This window comes from Erwinia sp. E_sp_B01_1 (assembly GCF_036865545.1).
In the GTDB taxonomy this organism is placed as follows: Bacteria; Pseudomonadota; Gammaproteobacteria; order Enterobacterales; family Enterobacteriaceae; genus Erwinia.
In genome coordinates, this window is the sequence record NZ_CP142208.1 from 3,411,556 (window position 1) to 3,429,533 (window position 17,978).

At 52.9% G+C, this 17,978-nt stretch carries 12 protein-coding genes, 1 tRNA gene and 1 pseudogene; 1 reads left to right on the forward strand and 13 read right to left on the reverse strand.

Going from position 1 to position 17,978, the window contains the following annotated elements:
- Positions 1–254: 254 nt before the first annotated feature.
- Positions 255–329: transfer RNA gene (locus VRC33_RS15985), tRNA-Arg, on the forward strand.
- Positions 330–489: 160 nt separating this feature from the next.
- Here the strand turns inward: VRC33_RS15985 and VRC33_RS15990 are convergent.
- From VRC33_RS15990 to vgrG, 13 genes and pseudogenes are all read right to left on the reverse strand, one after another.
- Positions 490–1,922, reverse strand: a pseudogene (locus VRC33_RS15990) (VasL domain-containing protein).
- Between the two features lie 45 nt (positions 1,923–1,967).
- Positions 1,968–2,423, reverse strand: coding sequence for a type VI secretion system baseplate subunit TssE (gene tssE / locus VRC33_RS15995; RefSeq protein WP_338557298.1), 456 nt, complete (start codon positions 2,421–2,423; stop codon positions 1,968–1,970).
- Positions 2,416–2,958: a type VI secretion system lipoprotein TssJ gene (gene tssJ / locus VRC33_RS16000; RefSeq protein ID WP_338557299.1), complete on the reverse strand. Its 543-nt coding sequence runs from the start codon at positions 2,956–2,958 to the stop codon at positions 2,416–2,418. The genes tssE and tssJ overlap by 8 nt, the downstream gene beginning before the upstream one ends.
- Positions 2,933–4,036, reverse strand: a complete 1,104-nt coding sequence (tssG, locus tag VRC33_RS16005) for a type VI secretion system baseplate subunit TssG (protein WP_338557300.1) — start codon at positions 4,034–4,036, stop codon at positions 2,933–2,935. Before tssG ends, tssJ begins: the two co-directional genes overlap by 26 nt.
- Positions 3,991–5,754: a type VI secretion system baseplate subunit TssF gene (gene tssF, locus VRC33_RS16010; protein WP_338557301.1), complete on the reverse strand. Its 1,764-nt coding sequence runs from the start codon at positions 5,752–5,754 to the stop codon at positions 3,991–3,993. The genes tssG and tssF overlap by 46 nt, the downstream gene beginning before the upstream one ends.
- A gap of 23 nt (positions 5,755–5,777) precedes the next feature.
- Positions 5,778–7,373 carry a type VI secretion system protein TssA gene (gene tssA / locus VRC33_RS16015; protein WP_338557302.1) on the reverse strand — a complete coding sequence of 532 codons (1,596 nt, stop codon included), beginning with the start codon at positions 7,371–7,373 and terminating at the stop codon, positions 5,778–5,780.
- Complete coding sequence (locus VRC33_RS16020) at positions 7,373–10,789, reverse strand: ImcF-related family protein (protein WP_338557303.1); 3,417 nt, start codon at positions 10,787–10,789, stop codon at positions 7,373–7,375. The genes tssA and VRC33_RS16020 overlap by 1 nt, the downstream gene beginning before the upstream one ends.
- Positions 10,776–11,930, reverse strand: a complete 1,155-nt coding sequence (locus tag VRC33_RS16025; RefSeq protein WP_338557304.1) for a hypothetical protein — start codon at positions 11,928–11,930, stop codon at positions 10,776–10,778. Before VRC33_RS16025 ends, VRC33_RS16020 begins: the two co-directional genes overlap by 14 nt.
- Positions 11,931–11,933: 3 nt before the next feature.
- Positions 11,934–12,200: a PAAR domain-containing protein gene (locus tag VRC33_RS16030; protein WP_338557305.1), complete on the reverse strand. Its 267-nt coding sequence runs from the start codon at positions 12,198–12,200 to the stop codon at positions 11,934–11,936.
- Positions 12,201–12,254: 54 nt separating this feature from the next.
- Complete coding sequence (locus VRC33_RS16035; protein WP_338557306.1) at positions 12,255–13,148, reverse strand: SUMF1/EgtB/PvdO family nonheme iron enzyme; 894 nt, start codon at positions 13,146–13,148, stop codon at positions 12,255–12,257.
- 19 nt (positions 13,149–13,167) lie between these two features.
- Complete coding sequence (locus tag VRC33_RS16040) at positions 13,168–14,607, reverse strand: hypothetical protein (protein ID WP_338564317.1); 1,440 nt, start codon at positions 14,605–14,607, stop codon at positions 13,168–13,170.
- A gap of 188 nt (positions 14,608–14,795) precedes the next feature.
- On the reverse strand, positions 14,796–15,419 hold the full coding sequence (locus VRC33_RS16045) for a hypothetical protein (protein ID WP_338557307.1): 624 nt from the start codon (positions 15,417–15,419) through the stop codon (positions 14,796–14,798).
- Between the two features lie 16 nt (positions 15,420–15,435).
- The gene (vgrG, locus tag VRC33_RS16050; protein WP_338557308.1) at positions 15,436–17,952 is read right to left on the reverse strand and encodes a type VI secretion system tip protein VgrG; all 2,517 of its coding nucleotides are present in this window, start codon (positions 17,950–17,952) and stop codon (positions 15,436–15,438) included.
- Between the last annotated feature and the right edge of the window lie 26 nt (positions 17,953–17,978).

Below are 17,978 nucleotides of genomic sequence, written 5' to 3' on the forward strand. Positions count from 1 at the left end.
AGTCGTACCTCTTCAGGAGATAAGCAACAGCAGTGGATTTACTTTGCTTTACACTAGTCCCCCGCGCCGGGGCAGATCTTGATCCAACGCAACTTCTGGCATTTTACTGGAAAGATTCAAGCTGCATTCAGCACGTTTACATCAATTCTGGCCGCTGATGAGCCTGTTAAAAATCGCTGACTGGCGACAAAACCAGCAGTCGGATGGGTAAGTGCTTAATCTGCGGCTTAAATCGCGCTATACTCCCCGCCGCTGTCTCCTTAGTTAAATGGATATAACGAGCCCCTCCTAAGGGCTAGTTGCAGGTTCGATTCCTGCAGGGGACACCATTATCCAGTTCGCCACCCTCCGCAATAGTTCGCCAAACCCCAGTACTATCAGCGCAAAAAGATAAGCCTTATAAGCTGGCTGATGGCGCAACGGAAATCTAAGCACTGAACAATTTACTCTGAGTTACCCGGTTAACATGAACTGTTCAGGTGGACGCATTCAGCGTGCCACTACAATTTTCTTTTGCTGGATCAGTGAGTCCCGCTCTCCATACTGAGTCAGTAAAGCGTAACGGGCGGTAAGCTGTTTCAGATGCATTTGCGTCTGGGCTCTTGCACCGGCAGGTAAAGGCTTTCCGTCCGGGTGTTGCGACAGTACTCGCAGTTGTTCTTCAACTGGTATGGTCTGATTAAATGACTGCATGGTGGAAAAAACTACCGATTTCAGTTCACTGATCGTCATGTACTTTCCCTTCTGCTCATCCAACCCACTCAGCTGGTCGCTCAGTTGTTGTAGCCTGGTCATCCCCTGATGCCAGCCATTCAGGTTTTCTGCTGGCATCGCGGTAGCGTTAAGTCGTTGCTTCCAGGCAAGTATCAGGGAGTTGGTCTGCTCTGGCCACAGCACCTTAGCCTGTTCGACCAGTTGACGACCATAATCAATATTCCAGTCAGGTGGTAACTGTTCCAGGCGGGCAAGCTGCTGCTGTGTTTGTGTAATAAAGGTTTGTGGTAAAGGAGATTGTTGACGCAATGTTTCCATCTGCCCAGGGAGATTGTAGAGGGTAACGGGGCCAGAGATGCAACAAGCTGAGTCTGTAGCGGGTCCGTACGGTGCAGATACTGCCAGCCCCACACTGCGGACACGCTTATCACCAGCATGGTGACCATTCCTGCAGTAAAGGATTTCCACTTTTTTTGCGGTGCAGTTATTGCCGACAATACTTCCACATCCGGCTGATGTTCCGGCTGCACTACATATACCCACTTCACCGCGTTGTTCAGCACGTTTTTCTCTGCAGCCCTGATACCCTCTAAGGCATCAGTTGATGTTGCCACACCATGCATTACCGTAGCGGGCAGCACCATGCCGGATTGAATTACCGCACCAGCATCCAATGCACCCTCACTGTTCTCAAGCCGGACGGCACTGTTATGCATCAGGGTACATAACGTGTCAAACTGGCTCAGGTGTTTAAGCTCCAGACGCTGTAACACCGCGCCCAGGCTGACAAGCTGCTGTTCTGCAAGGTAAATCTGACTGAGCTCGCTGTAATTCAGGCGAAGAGTGCGCATCCGTTGTTGCAGGCGCTGGCTCAGAGCACTGAGGATTTCTATGCGGGCATGTACCGGCTGCGGCCACAGCGCGCCCCACTGATGGCTTATCATGGCCTCCAGCAGGGATAATCCTTCATTCAGACCAAACAACCCGGCCACTTGGGTACGTGCCAGCGTATACCAGGCCACCGTCTGCAGCTCCACACCATTTTGCTCAAACAGCGAAAGACAAAGTTTTTCGGCATAACGCCAGTTCACATCCGGACGAGCCGGGTGTGTCAGTTTACTCAGTTCTTCGCACAGGGCGGCATAATCTGGCAGCGTGCGCGGATCACCACCTGTTTTCAGATGGCGTTTGGAAGAAGTTGTCGTCATGATGATTTCTGTAAAAGGGGGAGTAAAACAGCGCTGGCGTGGGCGTTATATTGCCGCCAGCGCCTCAAGGTACTGCTGCTGTTTGAGGTGCCGGATAAGGATTTTCCCTTCCGGCATAAACTCGGTACCGTAGCGGACCAGACCCATACCCTTGAGTTCTGCGTCGATGGCGTAGCGCAGTTCGCCAGGTATCGTCTGATCAAGCAGTACTACCTGAATACTTTTCAGACGGGGTTCGTACTTCAGCAGCACGGCCGCGAGGGTTTCAATCAGAGTGTGCCCGGTACCGGGTAACCCCTGAATAATCGTCGTCATATCAGGCAGACCATAGTCCGGCAAGTGTGCGAGCGTGCCCGCACGGCAGTTAAGAATACGCTGCATATTATCCAGCACCGAAAGGATGGCCTGATTTTCTTCACTGACCTGATGCAGGTCCAGACCGCCGCTAAAGTTGCCAAACAGGGTTTCGTACAGCGACGAGCGCGGCGTATTATTATTCATCTTTCAGCGCCTTCAGTGTCAGCCGGTTATTGGCGGCCTCAATAACGCGTGCCTTATCCGGATCCAAATCGTCACGACTCAGCACTACCCGCCAGGTATTGTTCACCTGGTCTGGTGACATAAACATCCCCGTCACCGCCACATATTGCGCATTTTCGTCCATCGGCATGTCCACCGTCACCGCGCCACCCGGCTGCAGGCGAAAATCTTTCTCTGCCAGCAGGTCAGCTTTGATGGCCTGGCTGTCATTCGCAAACAGCGACGGATAGTCCGTACTGTCGAACGTCTTACGGTCTTTAAGCTGACAGACCCGTACTACCGTGGACAATGCCACGCCGCCGGCATTTTTATTGATGGCCTCACGGGCCCGAATATCCAGATGCAGGGTCTTCACCTGCTTGTAAAAAATCGATTTGGTCACAGACTTTGTGCCATCTGCAACGCTCTGGATCAGCCCGCAGCCACCCAGCAGCATCGGGATAACCACGGCCAGCGTGGCCAGTGAGGTTTTAGTCGCGGTAGTCGCCATGTTCATCCGTCTCCCTACGATGAATATTTTCCTGAACCCGCTCATAGCGGCCCAGACTGATGGTAATAATTTTGGAGTGTGTCGTGGTGCTGGCCGGGTTCAGCGGTCGCATCACGGCGGTTCGTCCCAGTTGCACGGCCCCTGCCCGGGGCTGGCTGCTCATTGTCGCATCGGGAAGAAAACGACGCTCCACACACAACTGCAGACGCACGCTCAGATGTGAGCCGAGATACACATGCAGCAGCGCCAGTAAATCGCCGTGCAGTTCGCCACCGGGGAGCCAGCCCTGCACATCCTGCGGATCGTTGGTGGTCAATTGCATCAGTACCTGACTGTTCGCCTCCGTGGCATAGTTGCCCATCACCGGTCGATTATTCAGGGTGACCGGCTGACTGACGCTGATGGTCAGAGGCTTTTTGAGCGGGACACGACGTTTGTCGTGGTGCCAGATTTTTGCCCCTGTACTGGGGGCCAGCAGATGAACCAGCGAGGCCAGTCCCTCTGCGGTGCGTCCCGGCAACAGCATCACCGGCAGCAGTGCCAGAAAACGTGAGGCCGGGGTGGCAATATTCTCCGCACAGCCGTCAATACCGAGCCCTGCCAGCCCCAGCAGGTACTGAGAAATATTGTCCTTACCTCCTGCTTCAAACGAACCCGGCCAGTTATATTTCCGCCAGATAAGGTAATACTGGCTAATCAGCCGGTGGTTGAAGATATCCAGAAAATCGGCCGTCGCTTCATACCCTTCCCGGCGCTGGGTGATGTCATCGATAAAGTGCGTGGGCAGCGGCGACTCCACGCCATAGAGCCCCGTAAAGGTGATGCGGACAGTGGGCGGTAGATGCGGGTGTTCAGGCGGCTCCAGGCATTTGATTTCTGAAGCTGGAAAGCCCATCCCCGGATGCGGTCGGAAGCGTACCGGTTCATGACGAACCTGCCAGCTGCTGCCTGTGACAGGTTTATCAGGCTCACACTGATCCAGGAGCTGGCAGAAGCGGTAAAAATTGATATACGGTAGCCGGTCACCCAGCTGCGCCATCAACCTGGCAGGCGCGGACTGTGATTCTCTTTCCACCGGATGCATTTTCCTTCTGGCTGAACGATAAACGTGAGCTGGTTAAACTGGTTCATGTCGGCATACAGGGCAAAGAAGCGGTTCAGCATCTCACCGAACAGATGGATATCGCCCTCGCCCGTGAATCCGTTACTGTCGAGAGTGACCTCAATATCGAGCCCCTGCAGCAGAAATCCCTGCTCAAAACGGTGAAGACGATGGTGCTCCACCTGCAAGATGGCCTCCAGACGGCGGGTATTGAGTTCGTCCTCCAGCCAGTTGTAGAGAGCCAGGGTGTTACGCAGCACTTCAGCGTTGTCCATCATGTTCAGAAAACGGGTCCCCAGATGGCCCAGTACACGCCAGTGAAACCGGTCTTCCGCAGGCGGGTACACCGGCAGCGTGGGTTTGCAGAGGTTTTTCACCGACAGCCCGGTCTGTACCACCTGTTCGCAGCGGTCAAGCAGCGTACTCTGGAGCGCCCGGCGCGGTAGCTGACCGTTAGTACCGGTAATTTGCAGCGATACCGCTTCACGTTCGATGAGCCGATCGTCTTCCCACTGATGCCCCCCGAGAATAAGCCAGGTGTCATACAGCCCGGTGACGCCCCGTTTCACGCGAGTGTGGTAGTAACGCGGTGGTGCCTGGCGGCGCATCATCCCGCCCTTGTGACGGAAGCTGCTGAACGGCACGTACTCTGCATCATGAGTGCGGTTTGAACCGGTTACCGAATCCACAGCATAAATCTCAGTATGACCGTCCTGCAGACGTTTGGGGCGTAACAGGTATTCACTTTCAAGACCTGAAATGGTGAGCGGGTCGGCCTCCAGGGTAAACAGGTTTATCACCGGCACACAGTGGAGGCGAATGTCGCCATTCGTCACCGGCAGGTCGGATGGCCAGACGCTGCTGAATACCACTTCAATATCAAAATACTCAGCCCCTGCCGGCGGTGTAATGCCCTCAAGGCCGTTGAGGTGAACAAACATAAACTTTTCGCGGAAGGTGAAGTATTCCAGCAACAGCTGGTAGCCACTGAACGCGGTGCCCCCTTTGGGCCACAGGCTGTCTTCGTCACGAAATCCACCCGGCGAAAAATGCCCGTCCAGCCGGATGCGGTCGGTCTGCCCGGGCAGGCGCATAGACAGGGCAGCCTGACGCTTCGTCAGCATCAGGTGCAACTGGCTGCTGACCGGAGCATCGGCCCCCAGGTAGAGGCTCAGGCGACTGAGGTCGGCCTGTGACCAGTCCGCCTGGCTGCTGCAGGCAAAACGCATGCGCAATAACGAGCGGCCATCTGGCTCGGTGGTCATGGTGATACCGGAAATATTCAGCGGGTTAAGCATCATATCCCGGGTGGTACGGTAGCGGCAGACGGTATGTTTCGGTCCCACCGGACGGGACCAGACCTCAAGGCCTGCGGGTACCCGCTCGGCCATTTTCACCGCATGCAGCCCCGGGGTGAAGGCGACGACGGAGAGTGACGGAATGGTCTGCAGATAATGTGGCCAGAGCATACTGACCAGCCCTTCAGTCAGCTCCGGCAGGTCGTCGTCAATTTTTTCACGCAGGCGTCCCATCGAGAAGGCAAACCCTTCGAACAGGCGTTCCACATACGGGTCAGGTGTCCCGGCTTTATCCAGATCGAGCATCGCCGCCCGGTCAGGGTGGGTCTGGGCAAACTCTTTTGCGGCTTCACGGAGGTAGCGTAATTCCGCCTCGTAATGGCGCAGGGTTAAATCGTCCATTTGTTATCATCTTCCTGTGAATATCAGCCGCACAACACGGCAGCACGGGCCGGGTTAAGGCCTATCAGCCCGGCCAGCAGCTGGTCCATTAGCGGGCTGAGGCGTGCTTTATCAGCCTCGCTGCGCCCGGCTTTGACTCTGAGCAATTTCAGATGGCGGGCCCTGACTTCAAACAACAGTTCCGGCTCCCAGTCGTTCAGCGTAACGCTGCTGGCCCGTTCGCCCAGCTCTGCAAACAGATGCACCGCCAGCTCATTTTTTCCGTACTGCTCTGCAATCCGCCCCATCAGCAGACGCAGCAGCCATCGCTGACGCGTCGTCGTGACATCGGAACGACTCTGTAACCAGTTCAGTGCGACATCCGGGCCTTCGCTATCCGCCAGCGCGACCGCTTCCGGCTCAAGTGTGAGAATGTCATCATCCTGTCCTGCCATTTGTGCTGCAGGTGTTTTATCGCCCCACCCATTGGCCGTGTCCAGAACATGCTGTCGGATCCAGTTCAGGGTTACTTCATCTGCAAAGGGGGTCCCGTCGCTGAACGCCAGGGTTTCGAGGCCGGACAGACGCGTCAGCAGTCCTTTCAGGTCGGCGGCAATAATGTCGGCCAGTGCGTCCTGCCCGGATTTTACAAGGGACTGGTGGATGTACCACTGCAAATCCAGCCACAGGTGATTGGCACCGCGGGAGAAGGTGCTGTCTGCCGTTTCCCGCATCTCAGTCCAGTTCTGCTGCAGGTAGAGGCGTTTGAGTAACGCACGCTGATCTGCCCTTGGCGGTTCGATGCGGGTACGGCCCTGCGCATCCGGGCCCGGGATGGCCCGCAAAGTGTCGTGACGCAGGCTTTTCATCAAATGATGAGCGGGCAGCCAGCCTCCTGGCTGCTCACGCAGATAATCGGCCAGAATGCGGGCCTGGGTCAGCAAATCCTGACCGGAGGTGATGCGTCCGATAACCGGGGCATCGTTGTGACTGGCAGTCGAAGGTATTTCGCTGGTACTTGCGTTCTGCGGAACGACTGCATCCACACCACCCGCTTTCTGCAGACGGCTTTCCAAAGCGCCATACAGCGCGTTCAGCTCTGGACGGGTTTCATCCGGCTCGTTTTCGGTAAGCCCGGCTATCAGCAGCAGCGCCCCGGCGGTACGCATCGCGTCTTCCCTGACCACTTCCGGATACAGTGAGAGTGAATCGGTCATGCGCGAACCAGCCAGCCACTCCAGCGCCGCCTTGCGGCTGCGGTCACGCTGTGGATGCAGCTGCGAACCGAAACGTTCAAGCAGACCAGCCAGCAATTCAAGGCCTTCTGCCAGCCCCTGCTCACCCTCGCGGTGCAACTTTGCCCAGCAGTAGTACGTCACCGTACGGATATCTTTGGCGGTAGTGGTCAGCAACTTCTCCGCCAGATGGCAGATAAGCCCGGTGTCTGCTCCGGAGAGTTTGTTGACCTCTTCGCGCATCTGCTGGAAGTCATCATCATAGCCCGGGTCATCACCTGCCGGCGCGTCTGCTGAGACGGGCTGTAACCAGCTATCCCAAAGCGCTACGCGTGTACGGGTGGAAGCAGAGAGCGTTTCTCTTTCGACCTGACAGGTGTTGAGTAAGGCATCAAGCGTACTCATCAATACACCTCCGCAGTGTCTGCATTGTCGGCTGAGGTCAGGTCAGAAGACGCAACGCTGGTACTGAAGATGGTTTCCGGTAGCCGGAAATTACGCAGCTTCAGCAGCACAAGAGGCCCCTCTCCCGCTTCGGTACGCAGGGTATAGTTCAGTGCACGACCATCCTGTGCCTTCCAGCTCAGGCTGTAGCTGCTGCCCACGCCCGGATAGGCTTTCACCGTAGCTTTATCGAGCAGGCGTATCAGACCCCAGCTACCCGGAATATCCGCATACTGACGGGTGCCGGCCTGGGTGCTTATCCAGCTCAGGTTCGCACCCGGGGCTTCGGTATCGGCAGGCCAGGTGAAGCGTTTCCATGCCGGTAGCTGGTTGACGTAGGTCAGCTTCTGGCTATCGATAATCATGTCGGTCTGCATCACGCCGTCGGCGGTACCCGGACGCAGCTCGAAGCTGATGCCCGCATTGCCTTCGGTAAAGGCCACATCCGAAATGAGGCTCAGACTATTGATGGCATTGAGGAACGCCGGGTTAAAAACCAGTCCCTGTGAGTTAATGCTGTCCGGCACCCAGTGATTGCCTTCCTTGTGCAGAACCCCTTTCAGGCGGGTCTGCAGGAACTGCGAAATACGCCCGGAATCGGCATTAAGGTATTTGGCAAGCAACGGCAGGGACACATCACTGTTGGAGTTGTTAAACGGATAACGACCGCCAAAGGCGGAGTTCCACTCAGCAACCACGGCCTGTTGCCACTGGGTATTGAAGCTCTCGGCTGCCGGTGTCAGCACCTGTTGCCAGGCCTGTTCCATCGGCTGAACAAACACCGTCCGGCCAAAACCACTCCACTCCTGACCAAGGCCGGCGGCCATCAGGCTGCCGTAATCGCGGGTTTCTGTCAGGTCCACGGCTTTGCCCTGGAATACCGTCTGGGCGATGGTCTGGGTCATCGCCTGCGGGTCGGCGGCGTTGGTCACCTGCTGCAGACGCAGACGGACCTGGGTCACCCGGGTCAGATATGACTGCAGGCTCTGGGCCTGTGTCCCGGTACGGTTTATGTGCATCAGTGCCAGCACCGGACCAAAGGTCGCATCCAGCGGACCGTGAACGCCGGCACTCTGGTCAATGGCATCTTTGTTGTCACCACCGAGCAGATTTTTCGCCGATTTCACCAGAGAGTCAGAGATTGCCTCGCCAGTCTGGCCGGTACGCCCCTGCACGTTAAGCGTATTCATCAGCGCCACCAGGGGCGACTGGCGCACATCGGCCATCAAGGTCAACTGGTCAATGGAATCGGACAGGGTAGCTGCACGATTCCAGCGCAGACTGTTGAGAAATTCCAGCCACGCCCCACCAAAGTCAGCGAAGTAACGCTCCGTCAGCCGCTTTTTCAGCGCTTCCGGTGAGGTGTCATCCTGTGGCTGCGTCTGACGCTTGCTGTCCGTCAGCACCCAGTCGAGCTCATCGCGACGCTCTTTCACCACTTTCTCAATCGCGGGCTGTATCGACTGTTCCCAGGCCTGGCGGGTGAACATCCCCGGCACGATTTCGGTGGTGGTGAACAGGCGGGAAGCATCGGTATCCCCGGTCATGTCTTCCAGGCGCATATCGACATACAGATGGGCCACCTGAGAGAGCATCTTCTGGTACAGAGTGGATTCACTGTTGCGCATCCCCATCAGTCGGACCAGCAGTGAGCGGGACTGGCTGACCATATTCTCATCGTCTGGCAGACACCACTGCGGATGAGTGGTCAGGCTGGCGGCATAAAAATCAAGCAGTGACGGGGCTATACCCTGCCACTCAGCGTCTTTAATCCCGTCACGTTTCGACCAGTCCTTTATCAGTGCGGTACTGAACCAGGCCGCGTCCATATGCCCGGGACGGGCCAGCATCAGGTAGAGCTTCAGCTGGCCATAGGTGGCTTTGGCCATCTGTTCACGCAGCGGGCTACCCGGCGGCAGGGCATTAAAGGTATTCAGTTGGCGCTGTAAATGACCGGCTGCCGCATCACGCAGCAGAGGCAATGCACTGTCCTGGTAACGAGGCCAGAGAGCCACCAGCAGGGCGTTATTCTGGCTCAGCCCGGCGCGCTCATACCACGGCACACCATGTTCAGAGCGGTACTGCAGACGGGCCAGGGTTTTCTGCAGTTCTGACAACGCATGCAGGCGTGCAGCCAGTGGCTGGTTTTGCCGGGTGGCAAGTCGGGCCTGCGCATTGGCACTGTCAATCTGGCTGCGGTTAGTGACATACGCCACTCCCATCCAGACCGCCCACGCCACCATCAGCAGTGCGGCAACGGAGGCGAACATTTTGCCCCACGGAAGGCCCGGTTTATGCGGGCGCAGTGCCGCAGGCAGGGAGCGTACAGAATCGGGTAACACCTCCCAGCGCCGGTCCATGCCCCAGTGATGCTGAACGCTGCGCTCCGTACCCGCCGATGGCTGGCTGAACACCACGCCCGCCAGCGGCAGCGGGCGGTAGGGATTGAGCATCACCGACAGCGGCTCTGCCACGCTTTGCGGCTCACGGATAAGCTGGTCAGCCAGGGCCAGCAGAAAATTGTGTTTTATGTCATCACAGGTTTGCAGTACCCCCTGTGTGATCAGCGAAGGCGTCAGGGCTGCCAGCTGTTCTGTCAGCTGTTCAGCACGGCATTTTGCCGGCAGCAGACAGCCTGTTGCCCGGACAGCGCGAGCTTCCGGTTTACCGGCACGAAGGTGCAGGGACCAGACGTAGAGTGGCAGTTTCCAGCCCAGCGACGACATACGGCCGCTGATGGCATGCGCGAGTGCGTCCATTGTGCTGGAAGATGGAACAGGCAGCGGCTCAGACAAACCCGGAGCAGAAAGCTGGTCGAAGGCTGAGGTCACCCAAACCATACCGTCCACGGGACGGCGGCGCAGTTTGCGCAGCGCCGTTAGCCAGGCATTGTCTGTGGTCGAATTAAGGTCGCCGCCCCACAACAACAACGTTCCCTGGTCTTCCTGCCAGAACTGCCCGGTCAGGCCAGGGGTCAGTTGTTCAACCTCCGCAACCGTCCCGGTGACCAGCAGGATACGGACATTGCGGCCCCAGCGGCGACCGTACAGATTACGCATCGCTTCACGAATAGAGGTGACGGTGACATTGCGGGGGGCGGTCTGTTTGACGCGGCCTTCATCGGCAGGCAGGACATTCGTTCTCCTGGACTGGAAACGATGCCAGCCCTGCCTGATGGCAAGGCTAATTGTTTTGCCATGACGAAACATCAGTAACAGGAATAAAGCACCGGCAAACGCCAGGCTTTTCGTGAGCGTAGTGTGCAGCCCAATCTGATCGCCAAAATGCCAGATTAACCAGGCAATCCCCCCTGCTATGAGGGCAGAGAACCCCAGCCGCCCCCACCTTCCACGCCATGACAAATTACCTGTTGTCATTATTTCTGTTCCCTGTTTGCACTGTATTAATAAATTTCTGCTCGCCATCTGTAGAAAGCATCAGACAGTCTGCTTTTTGTATATTCACGATATCGCTGGCTACTGCGGCCATTATCCATGGAGAGAAGGGGCCACTGAGCCCGGCATATTTTTCCAGCCAGTGGAGCTGTTCAGGTTTCCAGTGCCCTGTGTATACGGCAGCTGCTTCAAGCAGGTCAGCAAATGAATCGCCCCAGGCAGCCTGATCGCCTATGATATTTTCTGTGGAACAGGCCTGAGTTTGCGTTGAGAAAAACGTATCCAGTGATTTATTGATATCACCCATATCTAACGACATTGGCCGTAGCAGGCAGGCATCATGTGTAAGTTGATATTTTGTGGCGACATCATCTGATGTCAGCAACAAAGAGGCCAGAGCGTCGCTATAACACCCTTTCCCTTGGGTCTGATGCACCAGAATAAAACCCACATCCAGCGTTGGCGATTTGATTCGTTCTTCCAGCCAGATAAAGTTCTTCGCGGTCTGTATATTCAAAACAGGGACTGGCCGAAAAGGAACAGTGTCCTGCCAGACCTTTGCAAATTCGTCCTGAAGTATCAGAGGATCTTCCTGCCAATCCGTCAGCAAAGTGGCACTAAGGGGTAAGTCTGATGGAACCCAGACCAGGGCATCACTGACACATTCAAGTAGTTGTGAAAAACAGTTTTCTGGAGTTGAGTGATCAAAATACTGCGTCAATGTTGTGCGCTGCATCTGCTCAGTTGAGGCCTGCAAAAAACGAAATGGCGTCAGGGCTTCCGGAAAAATGACACTGCTATGGAGCACTGCAATGTTTCTGCCGGCCCATTCAGTCCATTGTTGCTGGGCGTAATCAGCCTCATTAGCCTCGAACTCGTGCTTATCAAATGCACTATTGAAGAGCCAACCCCGCAGGCACAGGAAGAAAAACCAGATAACTATGGGGCTTGCTGTGACGACCCAAATATTAAATGCCTGTAAAGGCCCTGAAAGCTTATTAGCATGCAGGACGAACAGCACCACACTCCCTACAACTGCGACAACTCCCAACATAAGCCAAAGAACAAAAGAAGGCTCTTCAGGCTTCTTGGATACCGTTGATTTCTCACGCTCCCAGCTCATTAATTATCCTATTACACAATCCGGTGCGCTGGATATCAGCTGACAACCACATTCACAGCGGCAACCATCCACAGCAATCACTTTACCGTCTGAGGACCATTCAGGCGAACCTTCAATAATGGCATTAACACCATGACCTTCTTTCGGACAGCTAACTTTATCTCCGATCAGAGCAACCTTTTTGCCATTAACAATCATGGTCGAGGATGCAGAAAGCACCTGTCCCCCATGTGTAGTTTTATCACCGAGCAATACGAATCCTTTAGACATATACTGTTCTCGTTAAAAATATTTTTTGATATACGGTGCAACAACCAAAATATATTACTTGTTCATAACACAACGAAAAACATACTGCGGACCCACACCGTATTTTTCATAATCATCATTAGCATTGATTTTTGGAATGGGTAATTTCGATTGTCTGAACATAGTTAATGAATATTGGGGGTTACTTCCAACAGCTCCTCTCAGCACTTTTTTTGTCCCAGTCTCCGGTCCTTGCGGATCCTTCTCAGAAGAATGTTCATAGTAATCAGCCGAATACCAATCATTAGTCCACTCTGAGCCACTTAGCCCCATATCATAAAGACCAAGAGGATTTGGTGGAAATTTACCTATGGGGTAAAATGGAAAACCAAACCCATCAGTAAACTTATCTAGCTCATCATCGCTTGGTATATTTTTACCTTTCTCAAACTTACCATTATTGGTTGCAAACGGCAGATATTGGCCTCGAGATCTCGCGGCATACTCCCATTGAGCTTCCGTAGGTAAATCAATATTCTTACCTGACGTATGGCCTAACCATTGGCAATAATCTTTGGCCTGTTGCCAAGTGACACTGGCAGAATAATCACCTCCAGCTAAAGAGGGATAATCCTTAACAAAAATGTTAACTGGTGGTTTTTCTTTCCCAGTCGCATTCAAATAGACAAGATAATTAGCATTCGTGACCTTGAATTTTGAAATTGAAAAGTCACCTAAAACAACCTTATGTAATTTTTTATCATCTTGGTTAATGCTAAATGGAAGTTTCTCACCTACCAATGGGCCAAAATCCCCCATTAAGAATTCCCCACCTTGCACAGGAACCATATTTGATATGGACTCATCAACAAGAGTTTTTGCAAGCTGTTCATTCGCGGATGAAATTTTCTGGTCACAACCTATCAGTAAGAATGGAGCGGTGGAGATAATAATAAATATTTTATTCATTTTAACACTCAATTATTAATCAAGCCGTCATTGTGTTTGTTGGGTGTTGCTCATCAACCATAGCGAGGTACTGAGCCATTTGATGGTCAGATATTGAGACAAAGGGATCATCAGGATCGACAGAGAGGGGTAAGTTATCATGCAACAATGTAAGTTTTTCCCCATAATTGGTAAAAAAGGGAAACTCATGCTCACCTAAAGAAAGAAACTTAATGACTCTCTGTTCATTAAGCTGTTCATTTCCTTTCTTGCCACCAGGTAATGAACTTAAATGCTGCATCACATTTCGATAATCAGCCTGGCTTTGTATCCACTTCATTGCCATAAATACAGCTTGTTTTCGCTTTTTTAAAGGGCCAATCTTCCAGCTATTTATCGAGAAAAAATCATTATTTTGATTTCTTGGATCTGCCCAATCAACCCAAGTATTATCAATAAGCATTGCAATTAATGCCCCTTTTGTTTCAGGAGGTGTATATTTGAGTTGATCAGGATTGCTCAAAATACTATTCATTAATTTTACTCGTGAATTTTCATTCAGAAGTTCTTGTTTAAGTGCATTTAATACATCAAGCGTTTCGGCATACATCGCATCTACGGCCTGTACACCTTGAGCAGCCATGATCAAAGGTATCGCACACAAAGAACGAAAAGAGTCTCCAGCCATCATTTGTTCAAGCTTCTGATAGTCCACATTTCTGAGCATATACATAAAACTCTTCATAAATGCAGAAAATGAATTACCGTCAACTTCAAAGCCTAAAGACCCCTTGGCACCAACACCCCAGCAAAGTGCTGCCTTACAATAAATTCTGAAGCGACTGTTAATATACGTCACGTAAAAAACTGCGGATCCGCCAGCCCCAGCCTGAGCAGTTACACCAAGAGACAGTTTGGCAATCGCTGTGAATTTTTTCTCTTTAGCAACAATTTTCTTGTTACTATCGTGGGCAATTTGCTTGTCGTCATCAGGATGCGGATCAAACCATTCAATAGCACCGCTGACATTGCCACCCGCCTGAACGCCAGCAAAAGCGCCAATTTCTCCACCAGCCCGGACATCCGGCAGCGGAATCGTCAAATTAATCTTCCTCTGACCTGGAGGTGGCGGAGGTGCAAGTTTCGCAGGCCTTCCCTTAATCCCATAGCCCTTTGCCATTTCTCCACTAAAATCAGCTTCCACACCCAGCTCAATCCCCAGGCTTGCCCCGACATTACCGGATAACACCGCATTTATCGTGTAGCGGATAGCACCCATGTTACAGACATCACCCGCTAACCCCGCAGATGCTTTGGCAGGAAACAACAATGCAATACCAAGTCGATCGGGAATAAATAGTTCAGTCGATGCTTTCGCCTCACCCAGTGCAAAACTTGAGTGGCCTTCCATCTTCGCGGAGGCTTTCTTTTCTAAAGGGTTAAATTCAGCAGACAGCCCGGCCCCCTGGCTATAGCGCATCAGCTGTGCCTGTGCGCTGATGTCGACGTACTGATGATAAGTAGACTCATCGTCAGGCTTATCATTTTCTTTGGGCCAGGTAAGCCCTTTATTCATTTTTTTCGCCCAGTCAGTAAGAACAACATTACTGTCTTCTAATAATTCATCTTCAAACTTAAGGCTGGCTGACGCTTCTTTTAATTGTTTTATTAACTCTTCGGCATCAACCTTTCCCGATCGAACTTTTTTTTCGTTTCATTCCCATTAGCATCAACATCCGTAACTTCTTTATCTGTATATTTAATGAAGCTGGCCTCACCGCTTTCCTTATCTACCTCACTAAGTTTGTACTTCCGCCAGTGGCTGCGAATTTTGTCGGAGCGGACATAAGTACTCTTAAACCCGGCAGTCTTCTGGAGAGGAATCAACTCCATAAGGCCTATCGCGGAGCCCTTGGAGTTCTCATCAAGCAGTTCCCCCTCGGGAATCTTTGCAGTAAGTGTTTTAAGTTCTGCCTTTAATTGTTTATTAGCATCATTGAGTTGTTGATAGGTACTCTGAAGTTTGCTGTCATAAACACGTTGTGGTTGCTTACCTGCCTGAGTCAACATTTCGAAATTGAGTTCATCCAGAGCAATCTGCGCTTTCTTCTGATTTTCCAGTAACGCTGTCATTTTCAGCTGTTCCTGTATGAGTAAACGGTTATCTTTTGCATCAACGCAAAGTAACGTTGCACTGCCCGGGTGAAAATAAACCTGAGGGCCATGCTCTCCGTTGACGACAGTGTTTTTACTCACATTATCCAGACTACTTTGCTGTGTACCTTTAGTCATTATCTAACTCCCTGAATTAACCACCGAGCAGTTCAATATTGATTTTGCTTTTTGCCGCACCGAATATTTCTGCTGTCTTACCTTCACTGTCAGTGCGTCCTTCATAAACAGAACCATCAGCAGTAGTTATCCGGTATCGCGTGTTAGCCAGGATATCGCCAGACTCCTTATCCTGTGCAATAAAGTTCTCACTATACCCTTGCGGAAGTTTCGGTTTAGGTGCGTCATAGTCCGCACTTCCCATTTTCTGAACGTTGGCACACTTCAGTAAAATATTTCCCGGGGCCCCAAGCTCCATATTTCCACCTGCCAGCTTCATAAATGCACCGTCACAGTTAACAACCAGCTCTGTTGCACCCGTGATGACTACTTTGCCTTCCACACTGGTCACCGTGACGTCTTTTTTCGCAATAGCCTCAAGCGCATCATCCTGTGCCTGAATTTCAACTTTTCCCTTAGCGGCAAAAAGTTTCATTCCGGCCTTTCGGGCCAGCACACTCACAGCTTCACCCGCAGCCACAGTAAAACGCTTAAGCGCGCTGATATCAGTATTTTGCTGGGACATGATCCCTACGCTGGCACTACCCGACGCCATGCGAACCGCCTGTGGGCTGGTGATGCTCACGCCTTCAGGTGCATTCAATATGATCCCTGGTTTAGCAAGCTCTTTGAGAGCTGCGTTAAGCGTCTGCTGGCTTGCAGTATCTGCTGGTAGGGCATCAGCCCCTTCAGCAGCAGATGACAAACTTTTTGCTATCGTCAGAGCATTTTCCAGCTGGGCAATAGCCTCTTTCATCGAGAGCATCTTGTCCCCGGCGAGCGTTTGCTTATCTGCTGTGATAAATACACCGGCCCCACCGCGAATGGAAACGTGTCGATCAGTACGCAGTTCCGCACCTTCACCACGAAGTGCCCTGGAAGCATTGACATTGTGTCCTAAATTAAGCTGCGTCTTGCCTCCGTACTCCGTACTGAGCTTAACGTGCTCCTCGCCGCGCTTGTCTTCCATCCGCAGTTTGTTCAGACCTGCTGTGCGCATCACATTGCGAGTGCTGTTCAGTTCGGTAACGTGGTCAACGTGGCGGGAGTCATGCAGCGCGTGGGCTATATACGGGCGGTCCGGATCCCCTTCGTGGAACGCAATGGCGACTTCAGTACCCTGTATCAGTGGAAAGTGGAAGCCGTATTTGTCTCCCCCGTAAGGTTTGGCAAAGCGTACCGGCATACTTTCCATGCCCTGACGCTTGTCGTCCCGGTCAGCATCAAACTTGACCCGATACTGGCCGGATGCATCCTGCCAGGCGTAGATATCGTTGTCTTTGGCGCTGGTGACGCGGGCCATCAGCGTGCCGCTGACCACCGGACGCTTTTTAGCCGCCGGGCGCCAGCAGCGATTTTCGTAATAAGGCATTGCCTCCCACATCACGACCAGGGCATTCCTGCGGCTGGCGATATAGCCCGTGCGGGTAATGATAACGCCGTTTTCTGTTTCTGACGGCAGGGTCGGCGGTACAGCCAGTTCACTTATGGTCAGCACCTGTGCCGGAGAAAGCAGGGCATCATTACTGCTGCCACTGATAGTCGTCTGTCCGGACAGAAAACGTTCATGCTCAAGGCGCGCCCAGAAGTTCCCGGTTTCTGCTGACGGTGTAATTTTGTCACCACGCTCAAGGTGCCGCGGGCGGTAGTGATACACATCACCGTACGTCGTCCCCTCTCCGTCGCCCCGGGTCATATCCGCCGGTACCGAGGTCAGGATGTTTTGCGCTTCGCGGTGATTGTAATCACTGGCGATGACAGAGCGCTCAACCACGTTTTGTCGGACGTTAACCCCCCACACCGAGTCCGCTGCATTATCACTCATGCCCGACGGGCTGTTGAGTGGCAGGGTTTTACCGAATGTCCAGGCACTCTGCTTGTCCGCGAAGTGCACCACTTCAGTCTGGGTGTCAGGCTGCAGGGTGAAGAAATAAAATATCCCCACTTCAGAGAGCAGACGTTCAATAAATGCCAGATCACTTTCCTGATACTGGTTAATTTGTTCACGTTTCGGATAATCAGCCTTAAGAGTGAACTCATATTCCCAGCCTTTCAGACCATGGTCCTGAAGGACCTCAGTCACGACTTCCGGCACCGACTTATTGACAAAAAAGCGGTGGGTGCGGAATTGCTTGCGCAGCAGAGACAGAAACGGTTCGATAATAATCTGGTATGTCGCCTGGTCATTCGAGCCGCTGATACGCTTAAAATGCGTCACCACACCATGTACCACTTTCTGCCCGGTCAGGCCCATCAACGGGCCGGTTCCCATGGTAAAGGTGGCGGGTTTGCTCAGCAGCTGTGTAGCATCAATGTTTCTGTCACCACTGGTGAACAACACAGTGTAGTGGTACAGCTCGCTCATAAACTCTTGACCGCTGAATTCTTCCACATCCAGCGATGCCGTACAGGACGGAATATCCAGACGATAGCGGTTCAACCCGCCTTCAGTTAGCGCAGACAATGTATTTTTAAGCGTATCGGTCAGACTCATGATATTGACTCCATGGGATGACCTGC

Excerpts from the sequence above, each read along its gene's own strand:
- tssE (WP_338557298.1), bottom strand. The coding sequence starts at position 2,423 with ATGAATAATAATACGCCGCGCTCGTCGCTGTACGAAACCCTGTTTGGC.
- tssJ (WP_338557299.1), bottom strand. The coding sequence starts at position 2,958 with ATGAACATGGCGACTACCGCGACTAAAACCTCACTGGCCACGCTGGCC.
- tssG (WP_338557300.1), bottom strand. The coding sequence starts at position 4,036 with ATGCATCCGGTGGAAAGAGAATCACAGTCCGCGCCTGCCAGGTTGATG.
- tssF (WP_338557301.1), bottom strand. The coding sequence starts at position 5,754 with ATGGACGATTTAACCCTGCGCCATTACGAGGCGGAATTACGCTACCTC.
- tssA (WP_338557302.1), bottom strand. The coding sequence starts at position 7,373 with ATGAGTACGCTTGATGCCTTACTCAACACCTGTCAGGTCGAAAGAGAA.
- VRC33_RS16020 (WP_338557303.1), bottom strand. The coding sequence starts at position 10,789 with ATGACAACAGGTAATTTGTCATGGCGTGGAAGGTGGGGGCGGCTGGGG.
- VRC33_RS16025 (WP_338557304.1), bottom strand. The coding sequence starts at position 11,930 with ATGAGCTGGGAGCGTGAGAAATCAACGGTATCCAAGAAGCCTGAAGAG.
- VRC33_RS16030 (WP_338557305.1), bottom strand. The coding sequence starts at position 12,200 with ATGTCTAAAGGATTCGTATTGCTCGGTGATAAAACTACACATGGGGGA.
- VRC33_RS16035 (WP_338557306.1), bottom strand. The coding sequence starts at position 13,148 with ATGAATAAAATATTTATTATTATCTCCACCGCTCCATTCTTACTGATA.
- VRC33_RS16040 (WP_338564317.1), bottom strand. The coding sequence starts at position 14,607 with ATGCGCTATAGCCAGGGGGCCGGGCTGTCTGCTGAATTTAACCCTTTA.
- VRC33_RS16045 (WP_338557307.1), bottom strand. The coding sequence starts at position 15,419 with ATGACTAAAGGTACACAGCAAAGTAGTCTGGATAATGTGAGTAAAAAC.
- vgrG (WP_338557308.1), bottom strand. The coding sequence starts at position 17,952 with ATGAGTCTGACCGATACGCTTAAAAATACATTGTCTGCGCTAACTGAA.